The organism is Cupriavidus sp. FW305-F7 (assembly GCF_058782875.1).
The window spans coordinates 69,016-84,595 of sequence record NZ_JBYSYC010000002.1; the positions used below are offsets into that span (position 1 = coordinate 69,016).

The following is a 15,580-nucleotide window of genomic DNA, read 5'->3' on the forward strand; positions in this document are numbered from 1 at the left end:
GCATCTGTGTATAATTGCCGATTCACAAGGACAGTTGCGTTCCGGATTCGTGTGTCAGTGCATCCCGGGTCGCTCGATATGACTTAATTGTTGTGTCCCCCGCGGCACGCATCTGAATTCAGGATATTTTTACATGGCAAATTCCGCACAAGCTCGCAAGCGCGCCCGCCAGGCCGTTGCCCAGAACGCTCACAACTCCAGCCTGCGTTCGCGCCTGCGCACCGCCGTCAAGGCCGTCCGCAAGGCCATCGACGCTGGCGACAAGGCCGCTGCCGCCGAGATCTTCAAGAACTCGCAAGCCGTGATCGACAGCATCGCCGACAAGAAGATCGTGCACAAGAACAAGGCTGCACGTCACAAGTCGCGCCTGTCGGCCGCCATCAAGTCGATGGCTGCCTGATCACTGCCCGGGCCGCCCCGGCGGTCCAGCAGAGGCGGGTGCCCAGGCATCCGCCAACAAAAAAGCTCGTCATCCGACGAGCTTTTTTGCTTTCCGGCGCCAGGCCGGCAGGCTTATTCCAGCGAACAGGCTTCAACCAGCTGCAGGTTGTTGTCGCGCGCAAAATTCAGCACGAAATCCAGCGCCTTCGGTTCAATATCGCGCAGCCGCACGTCCACCACCACGCATTTGACGTTGCCGGCGAAGATCGGCCGCACGTAAGGGGAGTAGGTCAGGCGCGGGTCGCCGCTGTCGCCCTCGGGGCGGAACTGCGCCATCACGCCGCACAGCCGTTCGGCCCAGTCGCTCGGGCGGAAGGTCTTGCCTTCCTTGGTAATGCCTTGGATAAAGTATTCGCGAACGTTGGGGTTCATGAGGCTGGACACTGCGGGTGAGGCGGATGACTCGACGGTAAACCCGCTGGACGGGCGCCCGTTTGACGCGGCCGGGGCGCGTTTGGTTCGCGCTGGTTCCAGCCGGAAGGCGGGGCGTCGGTGTCTTGCGGGGGCACTTTTGATGCCGGCGGCGGGCAGCGGCATGGGTGTGCCGGGCCCCGCGTGAATCAGCGGGTATTATATCTTATATAAGAGTTGCGCATAAGGGCGAAATCCTGTCGGGAACCTGTCAGCGGCACCGCGCCGGGGCAGGGCGCGAGTTCGTGCCGGGTTGTCCCGGACTCGCCAAAGCAGAAATAATCCCTTATGATTCTTGCAGTTAAATTGCGTATGCGACGCGAAAGGCGGCTCCGCGGCGCGCTTGAGTCATGAACACTTCGTGACGGCGCGTCCCCACCGAGCCGCCTTCTTTGTTTTATGAGCTCAACCCCGATCAAGCATTACCTCCAGTTCAGCGACTTCACTCCCGACGAGTATGAGTACCTGCTGGATCGCGCGCGGATCCTGAAGGCCAAGTTCAAGAACTACGAGACCTGGCACCCGCTGCACGACCGCACGCTGGCCATGATCTTCGAGAAGAATTCCACGCGTACGCGCCTGTCGTTCGAAGCCGGCATCCACCAGCTGGGCGGCCACGCGGTGTTCCTGAACACGCGCGACTCGCAGCTGGGCCGCGGCGAGCCGATCGAGGATGCGGCGCAGGTGATCTCGCGCATGGTCGATATCATCATGATCCGCACCTTCGGCCAGGACATCATCGAGCGCTTTGCCGCGCATTCGCGCGTGCCGGTGATCAACGGCCTGACCAACGAATACCACCCGTGCCAGGTGCTGGCCGACGTCTTCACCTACATCGAGCAGCGCGGCAGCATCCGCGGCAAGACCGTGGCGTGGATCGGCGATGCCAACAACATGGCCTACACCTGGATCCAGGCCGCCGAGCGTCTGGGCTTCTCCTTCCATTTCTCGGCGCCGCCGGGCTACCAGCTCGATCCGGCCATGGTGCCGGCGTCTGCCGCCGGCCTGGTCAAGGTCTTCGACGATCCGCTCACGGCCTGCCAGGGCGCCAGCTTGGTCACCACCGATGTCTGGACCAGCATGGGCTTCGAGGCCGAGAACGACGCCCGCAAGCGCGCTTTCAAGGACTGGATGGTCACGACCCCGATGATGGACCGCGCCGAGTCCGACGCGCTCTTCATGCACTGCCTGCCGGCGCACCGCGGCGAGGAAGTCGAGGCCGCCGTGATCGACGGCCCCAAGAGCGTGGTCTGGGAAGAGGCCGAGAACCGCCTGCACGTGCAGAAGGCGCTGATGGAATACCTGCTCTGCGGCCGCTACTGAACCAGCGCGGCGCGGAGTGAACAGGGGAGGGGCCGCGATGGCCCCTCTTTTTACGTCTTTCGGACAGAAACCCAAGGAGATGGAAGTGAGCCAGTTCGACAACGTGTCGGTCGTCAAGAAAGCCAACCTGTACTTTGACGGCAAGTGCGTCAGCCATACCGTGCTGTTCCCGGACGGCACCCGCAAGACGCTGGGCGTGATCTTCCCGGCCGCGCTGACCTTCAACACCGGCGCGCCCGAGATCATGGAAATCAATGCCGGCACCTGCCGCGTGCGCCTGGCCGGTTCGGAAGACTGGCAGACCTACGGCGCGGGCCAGCAGTTCAGCGTGCCGGGCAACAGCAGCTTCGATATCGAGGTGCAGGAAACGCTGGACTACGTCTGCCACTTCGCGTGACAGGCGCGGCGGGTCAGTCCTGGCCCGCCTGCTTTACAGCACCACCGGTTCCGGTTCGATGCGCACGCCAAAGCGTGCCTGCACCGCATCGGCGATGCGGTTGGCCAGCGCCAGCAGCATCGCGCCGGTGCCGCCGCCGTGGTGCACCAGCACCAGCGCCTGCTTGCCATAGACGCCCACCGGGCCGTCGCTGACGCCCTTGAAACCACAGCGGTCGATCAGCCAGCCGGCGGCCAGCTTGTAGCTGCCGTCCGGCTGCGCGTAGCTGACCAGGTCCGGATTGGCCTGCAACAGCGCGTCGCGCTGTGCCGCGCTGACCAGCGGGTTCTTGAAGAAGCTGCCGGCATTGCCGACTTGCGCCGGGTCGGGCAGCTTGCGCGAGCGGATCGCGACCACGGCGTCGCGAATCGTGGCCGCATCGGGCGCAGCCCGGCCATCGAGTTCGCGGGCCAGCTCCCCGTACGACAGCACCGGTTGCCACGCCTTGGGCAGGCTCAGCGTCACCGCCGTGATGATGTAGCGGCCGGCGCCGGCGCGCTTGAACAGGCTGTCGCGGTAGCCGAAGCCGCACGCCCGCAGGTCCAGCCAGACGAATGCGCCGGTGTGGCGATCATAGGCGCGCACGCCTTCGAAGCGCTCGCGCAGCTCCACCCCGTAGGCGCCAATGTTCTGGATCGGCGCCGCGCCCGCGGTGCCGGGGATCAGCGCCAGGTTTTCGAGCCCGGGCATGCCGTCGGCGATAGTGCGGTTGACCAGTCCGTTCCAGTTCTCGCCGGCGCCGGCGGTGACCAGCCAGGCATCGCCAGTCTCCTCCGGCTGGTAGCCGGGTATTTCCATCAGCAGCACCAGCGCGTCCAGGTCGCCCGTCAGCACCACATTGCTGCCGCCGCCCAGGACCACCAGTGGCAGGCCGTCGGCACGCGGGTCGGCCAGTGCCGCGGTCAGGTCGGCTTCGCTGCGCACATGCACCGCAAAGCGCGCGCGCGCGTCGAATCCGAATGTATTGTGGCGACGCAGGGGATAGAATTCGTGGAAATCTGCCATGCAAGGAAAAGGTGACGCGGCCGCCGCTGGTAGGCAAGCGACCCGGAACTGCGAGGTAGGCTGGATTATACGGAAGGCGCCGCGCGCGGCCGGCTTCCGGGCATACGGATCACAAGGAGAATGCAATGCCGTCGTTTGATGTAGTGTGCGAAGCGAACATGGTCGAGGTGAAGAATGCCGTCGAGCAGGCTAACAAGGAAATCTCGACGCGCTTCGATTTCAAGGGCTCGGACGCCCGGGTCGAGCAGAAGGAAAATGAACTGACTGCCTTTGCCGACGATGATTTCAAGCTGAGCCAGGTCAAGGATGTGCTGATCAACAAGATGGCCAAGCGCAACGTGGACGTGCGCTTCCTGGACTACGGCAAGATCGACAAGATCAGCGGCGACAAGGTCAAGCAGGTGATCACGATCAAGAAGGGCGTGACCGGCGACCTGTCCAAGAAGATCGTGCGCATCATCAAGGACAGCAAGATCAAGGTGCAGGCCAGCATCCAGGGCGACGCGGTGCGCGTGTCGGGCGCCAAGCGCGACGACCTGCAGAGCGTGATGGCGATGCTGCGCAAGGATGTGTCCGAGGCGCCGCTGGACTTCAACAACTTCCGCGACTGACCCTTGCCCTCCGCGCCGGCGCCCCCTGGCGCTGCCGCCCTCAGCGAGGCTGCGGCAGTCCGCCGATTTTCGCGCCGGCCTTGATGCCTTTCTGCGTGAACCATCCCTTGTTCATTTCCAGCGCATAGCGGATCGCCGCCTTCGGGCAATGGTTGCTCTCCGTGCGCGGCGCCATGTCCTCGATATTCACGATGGTGCCGTCATCGGCCAGGAAGGCGATTGACAGCGGCAGCTCGGTATTGCGCATCCAGAAGCAGTGGCCCGCCTTCTGCTCGAACACGAACAGCATGCCGGCGTTGGGGGCCATGGTCGTGCGGTACATCAGTCCCTGCTCGCGTGCCGCCGGCGTGGCGGCAACCTCCGCCTGGATCGCAAACATGCCCGCAGTGAGCGGCACCATCGGCAGCGCGGCCTGCGCGTGCGCGATCCCGGCGCTCAGCGCGAGCAGGCCGGCAAGGGAGGAGCATTGTGACAACAGCGTCTTGGACAGGAAGGACATGGTGTTCAGTCTGAAATGGCGCGGGCCGCGGCAGCCGCAAGCATAGCGCACACGCGGCATGCTGATGTGCGGCCGACGGTACGCCGCACCTCGACAATCCTATACCGGCAATAAAAAAGGCAGGCGCCTGGCGGCAGCCTGCCATTTCTTTCCTGCCTCGCGCACGCACGGGGCAGGGAGGGCGCCAGCAATTACTGGGCAGCCGGGGCCGACGCGGCGGCCTTCTTCTTGCTGTGCTTCTTGGTGGTGGTCTTCTTCTTGGCGGCCTTCGGGGCTTCCTTGGTGGCCGCGGGCGCTGCAGTGTCGGCAGCAGCAGGTGCCGAAGCCTGGGCGAAGGCGCCGGTGGCGAACAGGCCAACAACCAGAGCAGCGATCAGTTTTTTCATGGCGTATTACCTCGAAGGATAAGAAAAGTCGGAAATGATGACGCGCGATAGGACGTGTCCCCGACAAGAACGAGGCCGTTGCCGTCAGGGTTGACCCGCGATTTGTTTTTTTTTGTAACGAGAGCGGCGCTTGGTGTCATCCGTCCTGGCTTTCGATACATCGGGCCGCCGCGCCAGATCCGGCCGGGCATGCCGAGCAACGGCCGCCAGTCCCAGTTGGGCGGCGAACACCTCGCAGCTTTCGCCGGGCGCCAGCCCCAGGGCGCGCAGGTCAAGCGGGCCGATCCCGACCCGCACCAGCCGCAACGTGGGAAAGCCGACCGCGGCGGTCATGCGGCGCACCTGCCGGTTCTTGCCCTCGCGGATCTTCAGTTCCAGCCACGCGGTCGGGATCGCTGCGCGAAAGCGCACCGGCGGCTGGCGCGGCCACAGCCAGTCGGGCGCCTCGATCGCGCGTACCCTGGCCGGCTGCGTGACGAAGTCGCCCAGGTCTACCCCGGCGCGCAGCCGGGCCAGCGCGGCGGCATCGGGAATGCCTTCGACCTGTGCCAGGTAGGTCTTCTCCAGCTTATGGCGCGGGTCGGCGATGCGGGCCTGCAGCGCGCCGTCGTCGGTCAGCAGCAGCAAGCCCTCGCTGTCGGCATCGAGCCGCCCGGCCGGGTAGACGCCGGGCATGCTCACGCACGCGGCCAGCGTCGGGCGCGTCGGGTGTTCCGAGAACTGGCTCATGGTGCCAAACGGCTTGTTCAGGGCAATCAGGGTCATGGGGCGCAAGTATGCCGCAGTGGCGCGCAGGGGCGGGGGAGAGGATCTGGGGTCCGGCCCGATTGGCGGATGATGAAAAATTGCTGCATAATACGAAATTAGTCTTGTGTCTTATATAAGACTGAAGGCAGCGCAGGGTGGCGCCAGGGTGATGCAATGCAGCACGGGTGTGCGGTAAGGCCCGCTACAATGCGTCAGCGCCCTCTCCCCGAATCTCGCCGACCGGCCACGAACCGGCGGCAGTCACAACCGTTCCGTACTGGAGACGTCATGTACCAACATATCAAGGTTCCGGCCGGCGAAAAGATCACGGTCAACCAGGATTTTTCGCTGAATGTCCCGGACAATCCGATCATTCCTTATATCGAAGGCGACGGTACGGGCCTCGATATCACTCCGGTGATGATCAAGGTGGTCGACGCGGCCGTGGCCAAGGCCTATGGCGGCAAGCGCAAGATCGCCTGGATGGAGATCTACGCCGGCGAGAAGTCGACCAAGGTCTACGGCCCGGACGTGTGGCTGCCGGACGAAACCCTGGAGGTGCTCAAGGACTATGTGGTCTCGATCAAGGGCCCGCTGACCACGCCGGTGGGCGGCGGCATCCGCTCGCTGAACGTGGCGCTGCGCCAGCAGCTGGACCTGTACGTCTGCCTGCGCCCGGTGCGCTACTTCAAGGGCGTGCCCTCGCCGGTGCGTGAGCCGGAAAAGACCGATATGGTGATCTTCCGCGAGAACTCGGAGGACATCTACGCCGGCATCGAATGGGCGGCCGAGAGCGACCAGGCCAAGAAGCTGATCGCCTTCCTGCAGAACGAGATGGGCGTGAAGAAGATCCGCTTCCCGGCGACCTCGGGCATCGGCATCAAGCCGGTCTCGCGCGAGGGCACCGAGCGCCTGGTGCGCAAGGCGATCCAGTACGCCATCGACAACGACAAGCCGTCGGTGACGCTGGTGCACAAGGGCAACATCATGAAGTTCACCGAAGGTGGCTTCCGTGACTGGGGCTACGAGCTGGCGCAAAAGGAATTCGGCGCCGAGCTGGTCGACGGCGGCCCGTGGTGCAAGTTCAAGAACCCGAAGACCGGCAAGGACATCGTGGTCAAGGACGCCATTGCCGACGCCTTCCTGCAGCAGATCCTGCTGCGTCCGGCCGAATACTCGGTGATCGCCACGCTGAACCTGAACGGCGACTATGTCTCCGACGCGCTGGCCGCGCAGGTCGGCGGCATCGGCATTGCCCCGGGCGCCAATATGTCTGACTCGGTCGCCATGTTCGAGGCCACCCACGGCACCGCGCCGAAGTACGCCGGCAAGGACTACGTCAACCCGGGCTCTGAAATCCTGTCGGCCGAAATGATGCTGCGCCACATGGGCTGGACCGAAGCCGCGGACCTGATCATCTCGTCGATGGAGAAGTCGATCCTGTCCAAGAAGGTGACGTACGACTTCGCCCGCCTGCTGGAAGGCGCGACGCAGGTGTCGTGCTCGGGCTTTGGCCAGGTGATGATCGACAATATGTAAGCACGGACTCCCGCTGCAGCGGGCGACCTGCCAAGGAAAACCCCGGTGCCGCCTGGTCGGCGCCGGGGTTTTTTTCTTGCCCCGGGCGCCAGTGTTGCCTAGAACGTCAGGGGTTGGACTGACGGGCCTGGCGGCCCGAGGAGACAGGCATGGACGATCCCTTCCGCCGCACCGCGTTCGGTGCGGCCCTCTTCTACAAGGACCCGCTGGCGGCCCTGGACTGGCTGGAGCGCGCCTTCGGCTTTGAGCGGGTCATGGTGATCCGCGACCAGCAGGACCAGCTGGTGCATTCTGAAATGCGTTTCGGCGACAGCTACCTGATGGTGGGCAGCGAGTGGGCGGACTTTACCGCCAGCCCGGCCTCGATCGGAGGCAAGAATACCCAGACCCTGCACGTGCATCTGCAGGAAGGGCTGGACCAGCATTGCGAGCACGCGCGCGCCGCCGGGGCCGTGATCCTGCGCGAGCCGCAGGACGAGTTCTACGGCGACCGGACCTACACGGCCCGGGACACGGAGGGACATGTCTGGACCTTTGGCCAGACTGTACGCAAGGTCACCAGGGAAGAGGCCGAGCAGGCCAGCGGGCTGAAGATCGACGGCTGGGCCTGATGGCCCGGACCCTGGGGCCCAAAAAGCAGAAAGCCCGGCGCGAGGCCGGGCTTTCCGTCGGATGTGGTGCGTGCAGCTGATCCGAGCCGGCACCCGCCGCGCCGCCGTGGCGGCAAGGCGGGGAGCTGGCATCGATCCCGTCCCGGGGGAGCCCCCCCACACCCTGGTTGACCGCTCCGCGGCTCTGCGGCCGGGATGCGGTCGCGGCGCGCTTTAGCTGGCGTCCTGGATATTGGTGGCTTGCTTGCCCTTGGGGCCCTGGACCACCTCGAACGAGACGCGTTGACCTTCCTTCAGCGTCTTGAAGCCGGACATCTGGATAGCCGAAAAGTGCGCAAACAGTTCTTCTTCGCCCTCGTCCGGCTTGATGAACCCGAAGCCCTTGGCGTCATTGAACCATTTGACGATACCGCTTGCCATATACTCCCCCACGAAATAGCAGATTTCAAAGCGGGGAAGCCTTGCCGGCCAGACGGCACGGACTGCGGCGCCATGACCTGCCGCGTCCTGAGGTGCGGCAGGCGATGACGCGCGGCGAGGTGCAATCGCGTGGCGGACAGTCTCGATGCTGACTCGCCGCCGCGGCGGCCGTGGCCTCCCTGCTCACGGATCACCTGCCTCGGCTGTTGCTTTGGCTCGTTGGCCGTCGGCAGGTGTGCGAACGATTCTTCTGGCAAAGCCGGATACTGTCAAGTTGGCGGATTCCCCACTGCCAGCAGGGTGTGGCGGGAATCGGACGGCACCTGGTGGTACCTTGGCGGCATACGCCAGGGCTGCCGTGGATGCAGTCCCGCCGCGCCGGCCACGTGCCTTGCAATGCCTCCCGCGTGAAATCCCGCGTCCTTCCACCACCGGAAACAGGTGACCCGGCTCTTGAATCCGGCGCCTTTTCCCCAAATTGCAGAGTTGCGAGTAAGGGTTAGAATAAAGCCATGGCTACACGGCTTGCGAATGTTCCACAACGCGAAGCGGGCACCATCCTGGAGCGGAAAGAGCAGGCGCTTAAACCGCCCGCCATGTTCAAGGTGGTGCTGCTTAATGACGACTACACTCCGATGGAGTTTGTAGTGATGATCCTGCAGCAGTATTTCAGCAGGGACCGGGAAACGGCGACGCAGATCATGCTCACCGTGCACCGGGAAGGAAAGGGCGTCTGCGGTATCTACACCAGGGATATTGCAGCGACCAAGGTCGAGCTGGTGTCAACGCACGCGCGGCAGGCGGGGCATCCCCTGCAGTGCGTGATGGAGGAAGCATGATTGCGCAAGAATTGGAAGTGAGCCTGCATATGGCGTTTGTCGAAGCCAGGCAGGCACGCCACGAGTTCATTACCGTGGAGCACCTGCTGCTGGCATTGCTCGACAATCCCACGGCAGCGGAAGTCTTGCGCGCCTGCGCGGCCAATATAGAAGACCTGCGCACCAGCCTGAAGAACTTCATCGCGGATAACACGCCGGTGGTGCCGGGTACCGACGAGGTCGATACCCAGCCCACGCTCGGTTTCCAGCGCGTGATCCAGCGCGCGATCATGCACGTCCAGTCCACTTCCAACGGCAAGAAGGAAGTGACGGGTGCCAACGTGCTGGTCGCGATATTCGGCGAGAAGGATTCGCACGCGGTCTATTACCTGCAGCAGCAGGGCGTAACGCGCCTGGACGTGGTCAATTTCATCAGCCATGGCATCCGCAAGGACCAGTCCGAGCCCGCCAAGCATGGCGATGCCGCCGGCGAAGGCGAGGGCGGCGACGGCAAGGAAAGCCCGCTCGAGCAATACACCCAGAACCTGAACACGCTGGCCAAGGCCGGCAAGATCGACCCGCTGATCGGCCGCGAGAGCGAAGTCGAGCGCGTGGTCCAGGTGCTGTGCCGCCGGCGTAAGAACAACCCGCTGCTGGTCGGCGAGGCCGGCGTCGGCAAGACCGCGATCGCCGAGGGCCTGGCGTGGCGCATCACCAAGAACGAGGTGCCGGACATCCTGGAAAAGGCCACCGTCTACTCGCTCGACATGGGAGCGCTGCTGGCCGGCACTAAGTACCGTGGTGACTTCGAACAACGCCTGAAGGGCGTGCTGAAGTCGCTCAAGGACAATCCGAACGCGATCCTGTTCATCGACGAGATCCACACGCTGATCGGCGCGGGCGCTGCCTCGGGCGGGACGCTGGACGCCAGCAACCTGCTCAAGCCGGCGCTGTCGTCGGGCCAGCTCAAGTGCATCGGCGCGACCACCTTCACGGAATATCGCGGCATCTTCGAGAAGGACGCGGCGCTGTCGCGGCGCTTCCAGAAGATCGACGTGGTCGAACCTTCGGTGGACCAGACCGTGCAGATCCTGCGCGGCCTGAAGTCGCGCTTCGAGGAGCACCATGGCGTCAAGTACGCGGCCTCGGCGCTGACTGCGGCAGCGGAGCTGTCGGCCCGCTTCATTACCGACCGCCACCTGCCCGACAAGGCGATCGACGTGATCGACGAAGCCGGCGCGGCGCAGCGCATCCTGCCGAAGTCCAAGCAGAAGAAGACCATCGGCAAGGGCGAGATCGAAGACATCGTCTCGCGCATTGCGCGCATCCCGCCGCAGAGCGTGAACCAGGACGACCGCAGCAAGCTGCAGACGCTGGACCGCGACCTGAAGTCGGTGGTGTTCGGCCAGGACCCGGCGATCGAGGCACTGGCCTCGGCGATCAAGATGTCGCGCGCCGGCCTGGGCAAGACCGACAAGCCGATCGGGTCGTTCCTGTTCTCCGGCCCCACGGGCGTGGGCAAGACCGAGGTCGCCAAGCAACTCGCCTTCATCATGGGCATCGAGCTGCTGCGCTTTGACATGTCCGAGTACATGGAACGCCACGCGGTGAGCCGCCTTATCGGCGCGCCGCCGGGATACGTCGGCTTTGACCAGGGCGGCCTGCTGACCGAGGCTGTCACCAAGAAGCCGCACTGCGTGCTGCTGCTGGACGAAATCGAGAAGGCGCACCCGGATATCTTCAATATCCTGCTGCAGGTGATGGACCATGGTTCGCTGACCGACAACAACGGCCGGCGCGCCGACTTCCGCAACGTGATCATCATCATGACCACCAACGCGGGGGCGGAGACCATGAACCGCGCCTCCATCGGCTTCACCAGCTCGCGCGAGCAGGGCGACGAGATGGCCGACATCAAGCGCATGTTCACGCCGGAATTCCGTAACCGCCTGGATGCCATGATCAGCTTCCGGTCGCTGGATGAGGAGATCATCCTGCGCGTGGTCGACAAGTTCCTGATGCAGCTGGAAGAGCAGCTGCACGAGAAGAAGGTGGAGGCCAGCTTTACCGAGAAGCTGCGCAAGTTCCTGGCGCACAAGGGGTTCGATCCGCTGATGGGCGCGCGCCCGATGCAGCGCCTGATCCAGGACATGATCCGCAAGGCCCTGGCCGACGAGCTGCTGTTCGGCCGGCTGGTTTCGGGCGGCAAGGTGGTGGTGGACCTGGACGAGCAGGACCAGATCAAGCTCGATTTCTCCGAGATCGAGCCGGAACCGCCCGAGGCGCCCGAGGAACAGCGCGCCGAAGCCTGAGCGGTTATCGGCCGCGTTGCCTGCAACGTGGCCGGTCATCGGGCAAAATACGGGGGTGGCAGTCATGCCGCCCCTTTTCTTTTGTCCCGGCGGCCGCCGGCCATGCCCGTCGGGGCACGAGTTTGCGGCCGCGGCTGGCCGCGCAACCGGCCAGGAATCCAGCCTGAAAACCCTGATGTCCTCTGCCGAACGCACGCGGCGCCGCCGCCTGCTGCTCAAGATCCTGCCGCTGGGCGCCATGCCCGTCCCGATGCTTCACGCCGCTGCCGCCACCGGCGCCGAACCGCCGGCGGGCAACCGCCCGATCGCGCTGGTGCTGCCGTTCCCGCCTGGCGGGAGCGTCGACATCGTGGCCCGGCAGCTGCAGCCCGGGCTGAAGGCGGCGCTGGGGCAGACCGTGGTGGTCGACAACAAGCCGGGTGCCGGCGGCCTGATCGCATCGAGCACCGTGGCGCGCGCGAAGCCGGACGGCACCACTCTGTTGATGGCCTTCGACACCCACGCCATCAACCCTTTCGCCTACAAGCAGCTGCCCTACGACACCTTCCGCGATTTCTCGCCAATTTCGCAGCTGGTGCGCTTTCCGCTGGTGATTGCCGCCAATCCCGCGCTGCCGGTGGCCAATGTGCGCGAACTGGTGGCGCTGGCCAAGGCCAGGCCCGACGGCGTGCGCTATGCCTCGTCCGGCATCGGCAGCCTGAACCAGCTGGCGGCCGAGGCGCTGGCGACCGAAGCCGGCGTGCGCATGCTGCATGTGCCCTACAAGGGCGGCGGCCCGGCCGTGCAGGCGGTGCTGTCCAACGAGGTCGATATCTTCTTCAGCAGCTATGCCGCGGTGCAGGCGCACGTCGCCGCCCGCACCATCAAGGTGCTGGGCGTGACCGGCACCAGCCGGCTGCGCCAGCTGCCGCAGGTGCCGACGGTGGCCGAGCAGGGGCTCAAGGGCTTCGAGGCCTACTCCTGGATCGGCGTGTTCGGCCCGGCCGGCCTGCCGGCATCCACGGTCACGCGCATCCACGACGCGCTGGTCGAATCATTGCGCCAGCCGCGCGTGGTCGATGCGCTGGCTGCGCAGGGCTTCGAGATCGTGGGCGGCAGCCCGGCCGACCTCGGCAACCTGGTGCGCCGCGAGCATGACAAATGGCAGGCCGTGGCGCACAAGGCCAATATCCAGTTCGAATGACGATGTCCGGCGCCGGTGCGCCGTGAAACCGAGAGGACGCCGATGGTAACGCAAGCGGAAATGTTCGACCACGCCGTGGTGGTGTGCCCAGACCTCGATGCCGGGGCCCAGGCCTGGCGCCGGCTCGGCTTTACGCTGACGCCGCGCGGCTACCACACGCTTGGCTCGCAGAACCACTGCATCATGCTGCGGCGGGACTACGTTGAGCTGCTGCACGTGACCGCGCCCAGCCCCAGCCGCCAGTACTACTGGGATGCGCAGGCGCACGGCGGCGGCTGCGCGGCGATGTCGTGCAAGAGCGCCGATGCCTTTGCCACCGCGGCACGGCTGCGCGCGGCAGGCTGGCACACCTCGGACCCGATCGAGTTCTCGCGTCCGGTGCGGCTGGATGACGGCAGCGAGCATCCGGCCACCTTTCGCGTGACCGCGCTCGACGATGCGCCGGGCGCGCGCTACTTCGTTTGCGAGCACCGTACGCCCGAACTGCTGTGGCGGCCCGAATGGACCCGCCATGCCAACGGCGCGCAGAGCATCGCCACCATGTTCCTGGTGGTGGCGCCCGCGCTGGTGGACGCCGCCGCGCGCGCCTACGCGGAGCTGACCGGCGGCGAGCTGACGCAGCTGAGCGAACATGTCTGCAGCCTGGCGCTGGACGATGCCACGCTGGTGGTCAGCACGCCGCAGGCGCTGGCTTCGGCCACCGGCACCGCGCATATCCGGCGCGAGGGGCCGGGCTACGCGGCGATCCGCCTGCGCACCAATGACCTGGCGGCGGCGCGTGCCGGGTGGCGCGAACAGGGTGTGCCGACCCACGATCTGGGCCCGCGCGAGACCCTGGTGCTGGCGGATGCCGCCAGCGGCGTGGCGCTGCTGTTCGAGCAGCAGGGCTGAAATGCAAACTGGCGCCCCGCGGGGCGCCAGTGTCTTGTGCGGCCTTAGGCTGCGTCAGGCGCTGGCCTTGGCGTGATGTACGCCGGTCGAGCCAAAGCCGCCCGCGCCGCGTTCGCTATCTTCGCTGAATTCTGCCACTGTCGAAAACACCGGCCGCAGCACCGGCACGAACATCATCTGCGCGATGCGCTCGCCCGGCTGGATCACGATCGGCTCGGTGCCGGGCGCATTGCGGTTCCACACGCTGACCATGATCTGGCCCTGGTAGTCGGCATCGATCACGCCGATCGAATTGCCCAGCACCAGGCCCTTCTTGTGGCCCAGGCCCGAGCGCGGCACGATGGTCGCGGCCATGTACGGGTTGCCCATGTGCACGGCGATGCCGGCCGGCACCAGTTGCGCGGGCGTGCCCGGCGCGATCGATACCGGGGCGTCGACGCAGGCATGCAGGTCGATGGCGGCGGCCATTTCGCTCTGGTAGGCGGGCAGGCCCCATTCATTCAGGCGCGCATCGAGCACCTTGATTTCGACGGTCGGGTTCAGTGGCTGGGTCATGGGAATCCTGGGGAAAATCGGTTCAACGGAATAGGTGGCAGCCGCGCATGATACCGGACGCGCGCGCGCCATCAGGGCCGTGCGCGCCCGGGCAGGCGCTGGCCGATCGCCGCCACCAGCTGGCGCGCCAGCGACAGCTTGTCGGCGCGCGGCAGCCGCGTCATGCCGGCGGCGTCGAACAGCACGATCTCGTTGTCGTCCAGGCCGAAGGTATGGTGGCCGATATTGCCGACCAGCAGCGGCACGCCCTTGCGCTGGCGTTTCTGCTCGCCGTACTGCTCCAGGTTCTCGCTCTCGGCGGCGAAGCCGACGCAGTAGGGTGCGTCAGCCCGCGCCGCGACCGAGGCCAGGATGTCGGGGTTCTGCACGAACTGCAGCGTGGGGGTGTCGGTATCGTTGGCCTTCTTCAGCTTCTGCTGTGCGACTTCAGCCGGGCGCCAGTCCGCCACCGCGGCCACGGCGACAAAGACATCCACGCCGTGCAGCTGCGCGATCACCGCGTCATGCATCTGCTGCGCGCTGCGCACGTCGGTCCGGACCACGCCGCGCGGGGTGGGCAGGCCGGTGGGGCCGGCCACCAGCAGCACCTCGGCTCCGGCCTCGCGCGCCGCGCGCGCGATCGAGAAGCCCATCTTGCCGGACGACAGGTTGGTGATGCCGCGCACCGGGTCGATCGCCTCGAAGGTCGGGCCGGCGGTGATCAGCACGCGCTTGCCCTGCAGCGGCTTGGGCTGGAAGAAGGCGATGATGTCGTCGAGCAGCTCTTCGGGTTCCAGCATGCGGCCGTCGCCGACCTCGCCGCAGGCCTGGTCGCCGCTGCCAGGGCCCAGGATCATCACGCCGTCGGCGCGCAGCTGCGCGGCGTTGCGCTGGGTGGCGGGGGCAGCCCACATCTGGCGGTTCATCGCCGGCGCCACCAGCAGCGGGCAGTCGCGCGCGATGCACAGGGTGCTGAGCAGGTCGTCGCACAGACCGTTGGCCAGGCGCGCCATGAAATCGGTCGAGGCCGGGGCGATGACGATGGCATCGGCCTCGCGCGACAGGTCGATGTGCGCCATGTTGTTGTCGATGCGGGCATCCCACTGCGACAGGAAGACCGGCCGGCCGGACAAGGCCTGCATCGTCACCGGCGTGATGAAATGCGTCGCCGCCTCGGTCATGGCCACCTGCACGGTGGCGCCGGCCTTGGTCAGCAGGCGGACCAGTTCGGCCGACTTGTAGCAGGCGATGCCGCCGGTCAGGCCGAGAACGATGTGCTTGCCGCGCAAATCCATGGTAAGGCTCGTCAAAGGGTGGGAAACGGCATGATACCGGCTGAGCGTGCTCGCTGCTGCCGGCAGCGGCACCGGATGGCATCAGGGCCGCATTCGCGGCCCTGGCATCACCTGCTGT

The 15,580-nt window shown here is 65.8% G+C and carries 18 protein-coding genes; 10 read left to right on the forward strand and 8 right to left on the reverse strand.

The annotated features are described in order from the left end of the window. The first annotated feature begins 133 nt into the window (after positions 1-133). Entirely contained in the window at positions 134-400 is a 267-nt protein-coding gene (rpsT, locus tag AC3WL8_RS02095; protein ID WP_010815010.1) for a 30S ribosomal protein S20, read from the forward strand. A 113-nt stretch (positions 401-513) separates the two neighbouring features. Here rpsT and AC3WL8_RS02100 read toward each other — a convergent pair whose 3' ends face one another. Continuing rightward, a complete protein-coding gene (locus AC3WL8_RS02100; protein WP_012353767.1) occupies positions 514-813 on the reverse strand; it encodes a DUF3579 domain-containing protein in 300 nt (99 codons plus the stop codon). 438 nt (positions 814-1,251) lie between these two features. Between AC3WL8_RS02100 and argF the strand changes: the two genes are divergently transcribed. Continuing rightward, on the forward strand, positions 1,252-2,175 hold the full coding sequence (gene argF / locus AC3WL8_RS02105; RefSeq protein WP_013957893.1) for an ornithine carbamoyltransferase: 924 nt from the start codon (positions 1,252-1,254) through the stop codon (positions 2,173-2,175). Positions 2,176-2,260: 85 nt separating this feature from the next. Beyond that, positions 2,261-2,572: a pyrimidine/purine nucleoside phosphorylase gene (gene ppnP, locus AC3WL8_RS02110; protein WP_010815007.1), complete on the forward strand. Its 312-nt coding sequence runs from the start codon at positions 2,261-2,263 to the stop codon at positions 2,570-2,572. Between the two features lie 33 nt (positions 2,573-2,605). Here the strand turns inward: ppnP and murB are convergent, their stop codons facing one another. Continuing rightward, positions 2,606-3,616, reverse strand: coding sequence for a UDP-N-acetylmuramate dehydrogenase (murB, locus tag AC3WL8_RS02115; protein ID WP_013957891.1), 1,011 nt, complete (start codon positions 3,614-3,616; stop codon positions 2,606-2,608). Between the two features lie 125 nt (positions 3,617-3,741). On the opposite strand from murB, the gene AC3WL8_RS02120 reads away from it, so the two are divergent. Then, the gene (locus AC3WL8_RS02120; protein WP_013957890.1) at positions 3,742-4,227 is read left to right on the forward strand and encodes a YajQ family cyclic di-GMP-binding protein; all 486 of its coding nucleotides are present in this window, start codon (positions 3,742-3,744) and stop codon (positions 4,225-4,227) included. A gap of 40 nt (positions 4,228-4,267) precedes the next feature. On the opposite strand, the gene AC3WL8_RS02125 is transcribed toward AC3WL8_RS02120, so the two are convergent. The 3 genes from AC3WL8_RS02125 to AC3WL8_RS02135 all read right to left on the reverse strand — a co-directional run bounded on the left by AC3WL8_RS02125 (position 4,268) and on the right by AC3WL8_RS02135 (position 5,877). Then, positions 4,268-4,726 (reverse strand): DUF192 domain-containing protein, encoded by a 459-nt coding sequence (locus tag AC3WL8_RS02125; RefSeq protein ID WP_041228459.1) that lies wholly within the window; start codon positions 4,724-4,726, stop codon positions 4,268-4,270. A 191-nt stretch (positions 4,727-4,917) separates the two neighbouring features. Further along, on the reverse strand, positions 4,918-5,112 hold the full coding sequence (locus AC3WL8_RS02130; protein WP_013957888.1) for a hypothetical protein: 195 nt from the start codon (positions 5,110-5,112) through the stop codon (positions 4,918-4,920). Positions 5,113-5,196: 84 nt separating this feature from the next. After that, positions 5,197-5,877 (reverse strand): pseudouridine synthase, encoded by a 681-nt coding sequence (locus AC3WL8_RS02135; protein WP_492377806.1) that lies wholly within the window; start codon positions 5,875-5,877, stop codon positions 5,197-5,199. 270 nt (positions 5,878-6,147) lie between these two features. Here AC3WL8_RS02135 and icd point away from each other — a divergent pair, with 270 nt between their 5' ends. Both icd and AC3WL8_RS02145 read left to right on the forward strand, forming a co-directional pair. After that, on the forward strand, positions 6,148-7,398 hold the full coding sequence (gene icd / locus AC3WL8_RS02140; protein WP_013957886.1) for an NADP-dependent isocitrate dehydrogenase: 1,251 nt from the start codon (positions 6,148-6,150) through the stop codon (positions 7,396-7,398). A 149-nt stretch (positions 7,399-7,547) separates the two neighbouring features. Further along, a complete protein-coding gene (locus AC3WL8_RS02145; RefSeq protein ID WP_013957885.1) occupies positions 7,548-8,009 on the forward strand; it encodes a VOC family protein in 462 nt (153 codons plus the stop codon). Positions 8,010-8,222: 213 nt separating this feature from the next. Here AC3WL8_RS02145 and AC3WL8_RS02150 read toward each other — a convergent pair whose 3' ends face one another. After that, on the reverse strand, positions 8,223-8,429 hold the full coding sequence (locus tag AC3WL8_RS02150) for a cold-shock protein (protein ID WP_010814999.1): 207 nt from the start codon (positions 8,427-8,429) through the stop codon (positions 8,223-8,225). Positions 8,430-8,941: 512 nt separating this feature from the next. Between AC3WL8_RS02150 and clpS the strand changes: the two genes are divergently transcribed. From clpS to AC3WL8_RS02170, 4 genes are all read left to right on the forward strand, one after another. After that, positions 8,942-9,268, forward strand: a complete 327-nt coding sequence (clpS, locus tag AC3WL8_RS02155; protein ID WP_010814998.1) for an ATP-dependent Clp protease adapter ClpS — start codon at positions 8,942-8,944, stop codon at positions 9,266-9,268. After that, positions 9,265-11,559, forward strand: a complete 2,295-nt coding sequence (gene clpA, locus AC3WL8_RS02160) for an ATP-dependent Clp protease ATP-binding subunit ClpA (RefSeq protein ID WP_013957884.1) — start codon at positions 9,265-9,267, stop codon at positions 11,557-11,559. Before clpS ends, clpA begins: the two co-directional genes overlap by 4 nt. A 175-nt stretch (positions 11,560-11,734) precedes the next feature. Beyond that, complete coding sequence (locus AC3WL8_RS02165) at positions 11,735-12,742, forward strand: tripartite tricarboxylate transporter substrate binding protein (protein WP_211980257.1); 1,008 nt, start codon at positions 11,735-11,737, stop codon at positions 12,740-12,742. A gap of 42 nt (positions 12,743-12,784) precedes the next feature. Continuing rightward, positions 12,785-13,633 carry a VOC family protein gene (locus AC3WL8_RS02170; protein WP_211980256.1) on the forward strand — a complete coding sequence of 283 codons (849 nt, stop codon included), beginning with the start codon at positions 12,785-12,787 and terminating at the stop codon, positions 13,631-13,633. A gap of 54 nt (positions 13,634-13,687) precedes the next feature. Here AC3WL8_RS02170 and dut read toward each other — a convergent pair whose 3' ends face one another. Together dut and coaBC are read right to left on the reverse strand one after the other, a co-directional pair. Further along, the gene (gene dut, locus AC3WL8_RS02175) at positions 13,688-14,188 is read right to left on the reverse strand and encodes a dUTP diphosphatase (protein ID WP_011615967.1); all 501 of its coding nucleotides are present in this window, start codon (positions 14,186-14,188) and stop codon (positions 13,688-13,690) included. A 71-nt stretch (positions 14,189-14,259) separates the two neighbouring features. Beyond that, a complete protein-coding gene (coaBC, locus tag AC3WL8_RS02180) occupies positions 14,260-15,462 on the reverse strand; it encodes a bifunctional phosphopantothenoylcysteine decarboxylase/phosphopantothenate--cysteine ligase CoaBC (protein WP_013957881.1) in 1,203 nt (400 codons plus the stop codon). Between the last annotated feature and the right edge of the window lie 118 nt (positions 15,463-15,580).

Bases quoted from the DNA above. Each gene is read 5' to 3' on its own strand.
- AC3WL8_RS02100 (WP_012353767.1), bottom strand. From the start codon at position 813: ATGAACCCCAACGTTCGCGAATACTTTATCCAAGGCATTACCAAGGAA.
- AC3WL8_RS02125 (WP_041228459.1), bottom strand. From the start codon at position 4,726: ATGTCCTTCCTGTCCAAGACGCTGTTGTCACAATGCTCCTCCCTTGCC.
- AC3WL8_RS02145 (WP_013957885.1), top strand. From the start codon at position 7,548: ATGGACGATCCCTTCCGCCGCACCGCGTTCGGTGCGGCCCTCTTCTAC.
- coaBC (WP_013957881.1), bottom strand. From the start codon at position 15,462: ATGGATTTGCGCGGCAAGCACATCGTTCTCGGCCTGACCGGCGGCATC.
- AC3WL8_RS02135 (WP_492377806.1), bottom strand. From the start codon at position 5,877: ATGACCCTGATTGCCCTGAACAAGCCGTTTGGCACCATGAGCCAGTTC.
- rpsT (WP_010815010.1), top strand. From the start codon at position 134: ATGGCAAATTCCGCACAAGCTCGCAAGCGCGCCCGCCAGGCCGTTGCC.
- AC3WL8_RS02170 (WP_211980256.1), top strand. From the start codon at position 12,785: ATGGTAACGCAAGCGGAAATGTTCGACCACGCCGTGGTGGTGTGCCCA.
- argF (WP_013957893.1), top strand. From the start codon at position 1,252: ATGAGCTCAACCCCGATCAAGCATTACCTCCAGTTCAGCGACTTCACT.
- AC3WL8_RS02120 (WP_013957890.1), top strand. From the start codon at position 3,742: ATGCCGTCGTTTGATGTAGTGTGCGAAGCGAACATGGTCGAGGTGAAG.
- AC3WL8_RS02130 (WP_013957888.1), bottom strand. From the start codon at position 5,112: ATGAAAAAACTGATCGCTGCTCTGGTTGTTGGCCTGTTCGCCACCGGC.
- AC3WL8_RS02150 (WP_010814999.1), bottom strand. From the start codon at position 8,429: ATGGCAAGCGGTATCGTCAAATGGTTCAATGACGCCAAGGGCTTCGGG.
- murB (WP_013957891.1), bottom strand. From the start codon at position 3,616: ATGGCAGATTTCCACGAATTCTATCCCCTGCGTCGCCACAATACATTC.
- icd (WP_013957886.1), top strand. From the start codon at position 6,148: ATGTACCAACATATCAAGGTTCCGGCCGGCGAAAAGATCACGGTCAAC.
- clpS (WP_010814998.1), top strand. From the start codon at position 8,942: ATGGCTACACGGCTTGCGAATGTTCCACAACGCGAAGCGGGCACCATC.
- AC3WL8_RS02165 (WP_211980257.1), top strand. From the start codon at position 11,735: ATGTCCTCTGCCGAACGCACGCGGCGCCGCCGCCTGCTGCTCAAGATC.
- dut (WP_011615967.1), bottom strand. From the start codon at position 14,188: ATGACCCAGCCACTGAACCCGACCGTCGAAATCAAGGTGCTCGATGCG.
- clpA (WP_013957884.1), top strand. From the start codon at position 9,265: ATGATTGCGCAAGAATTGGAAGTGAGCCTGCATATGGCGTTTGTCGAA.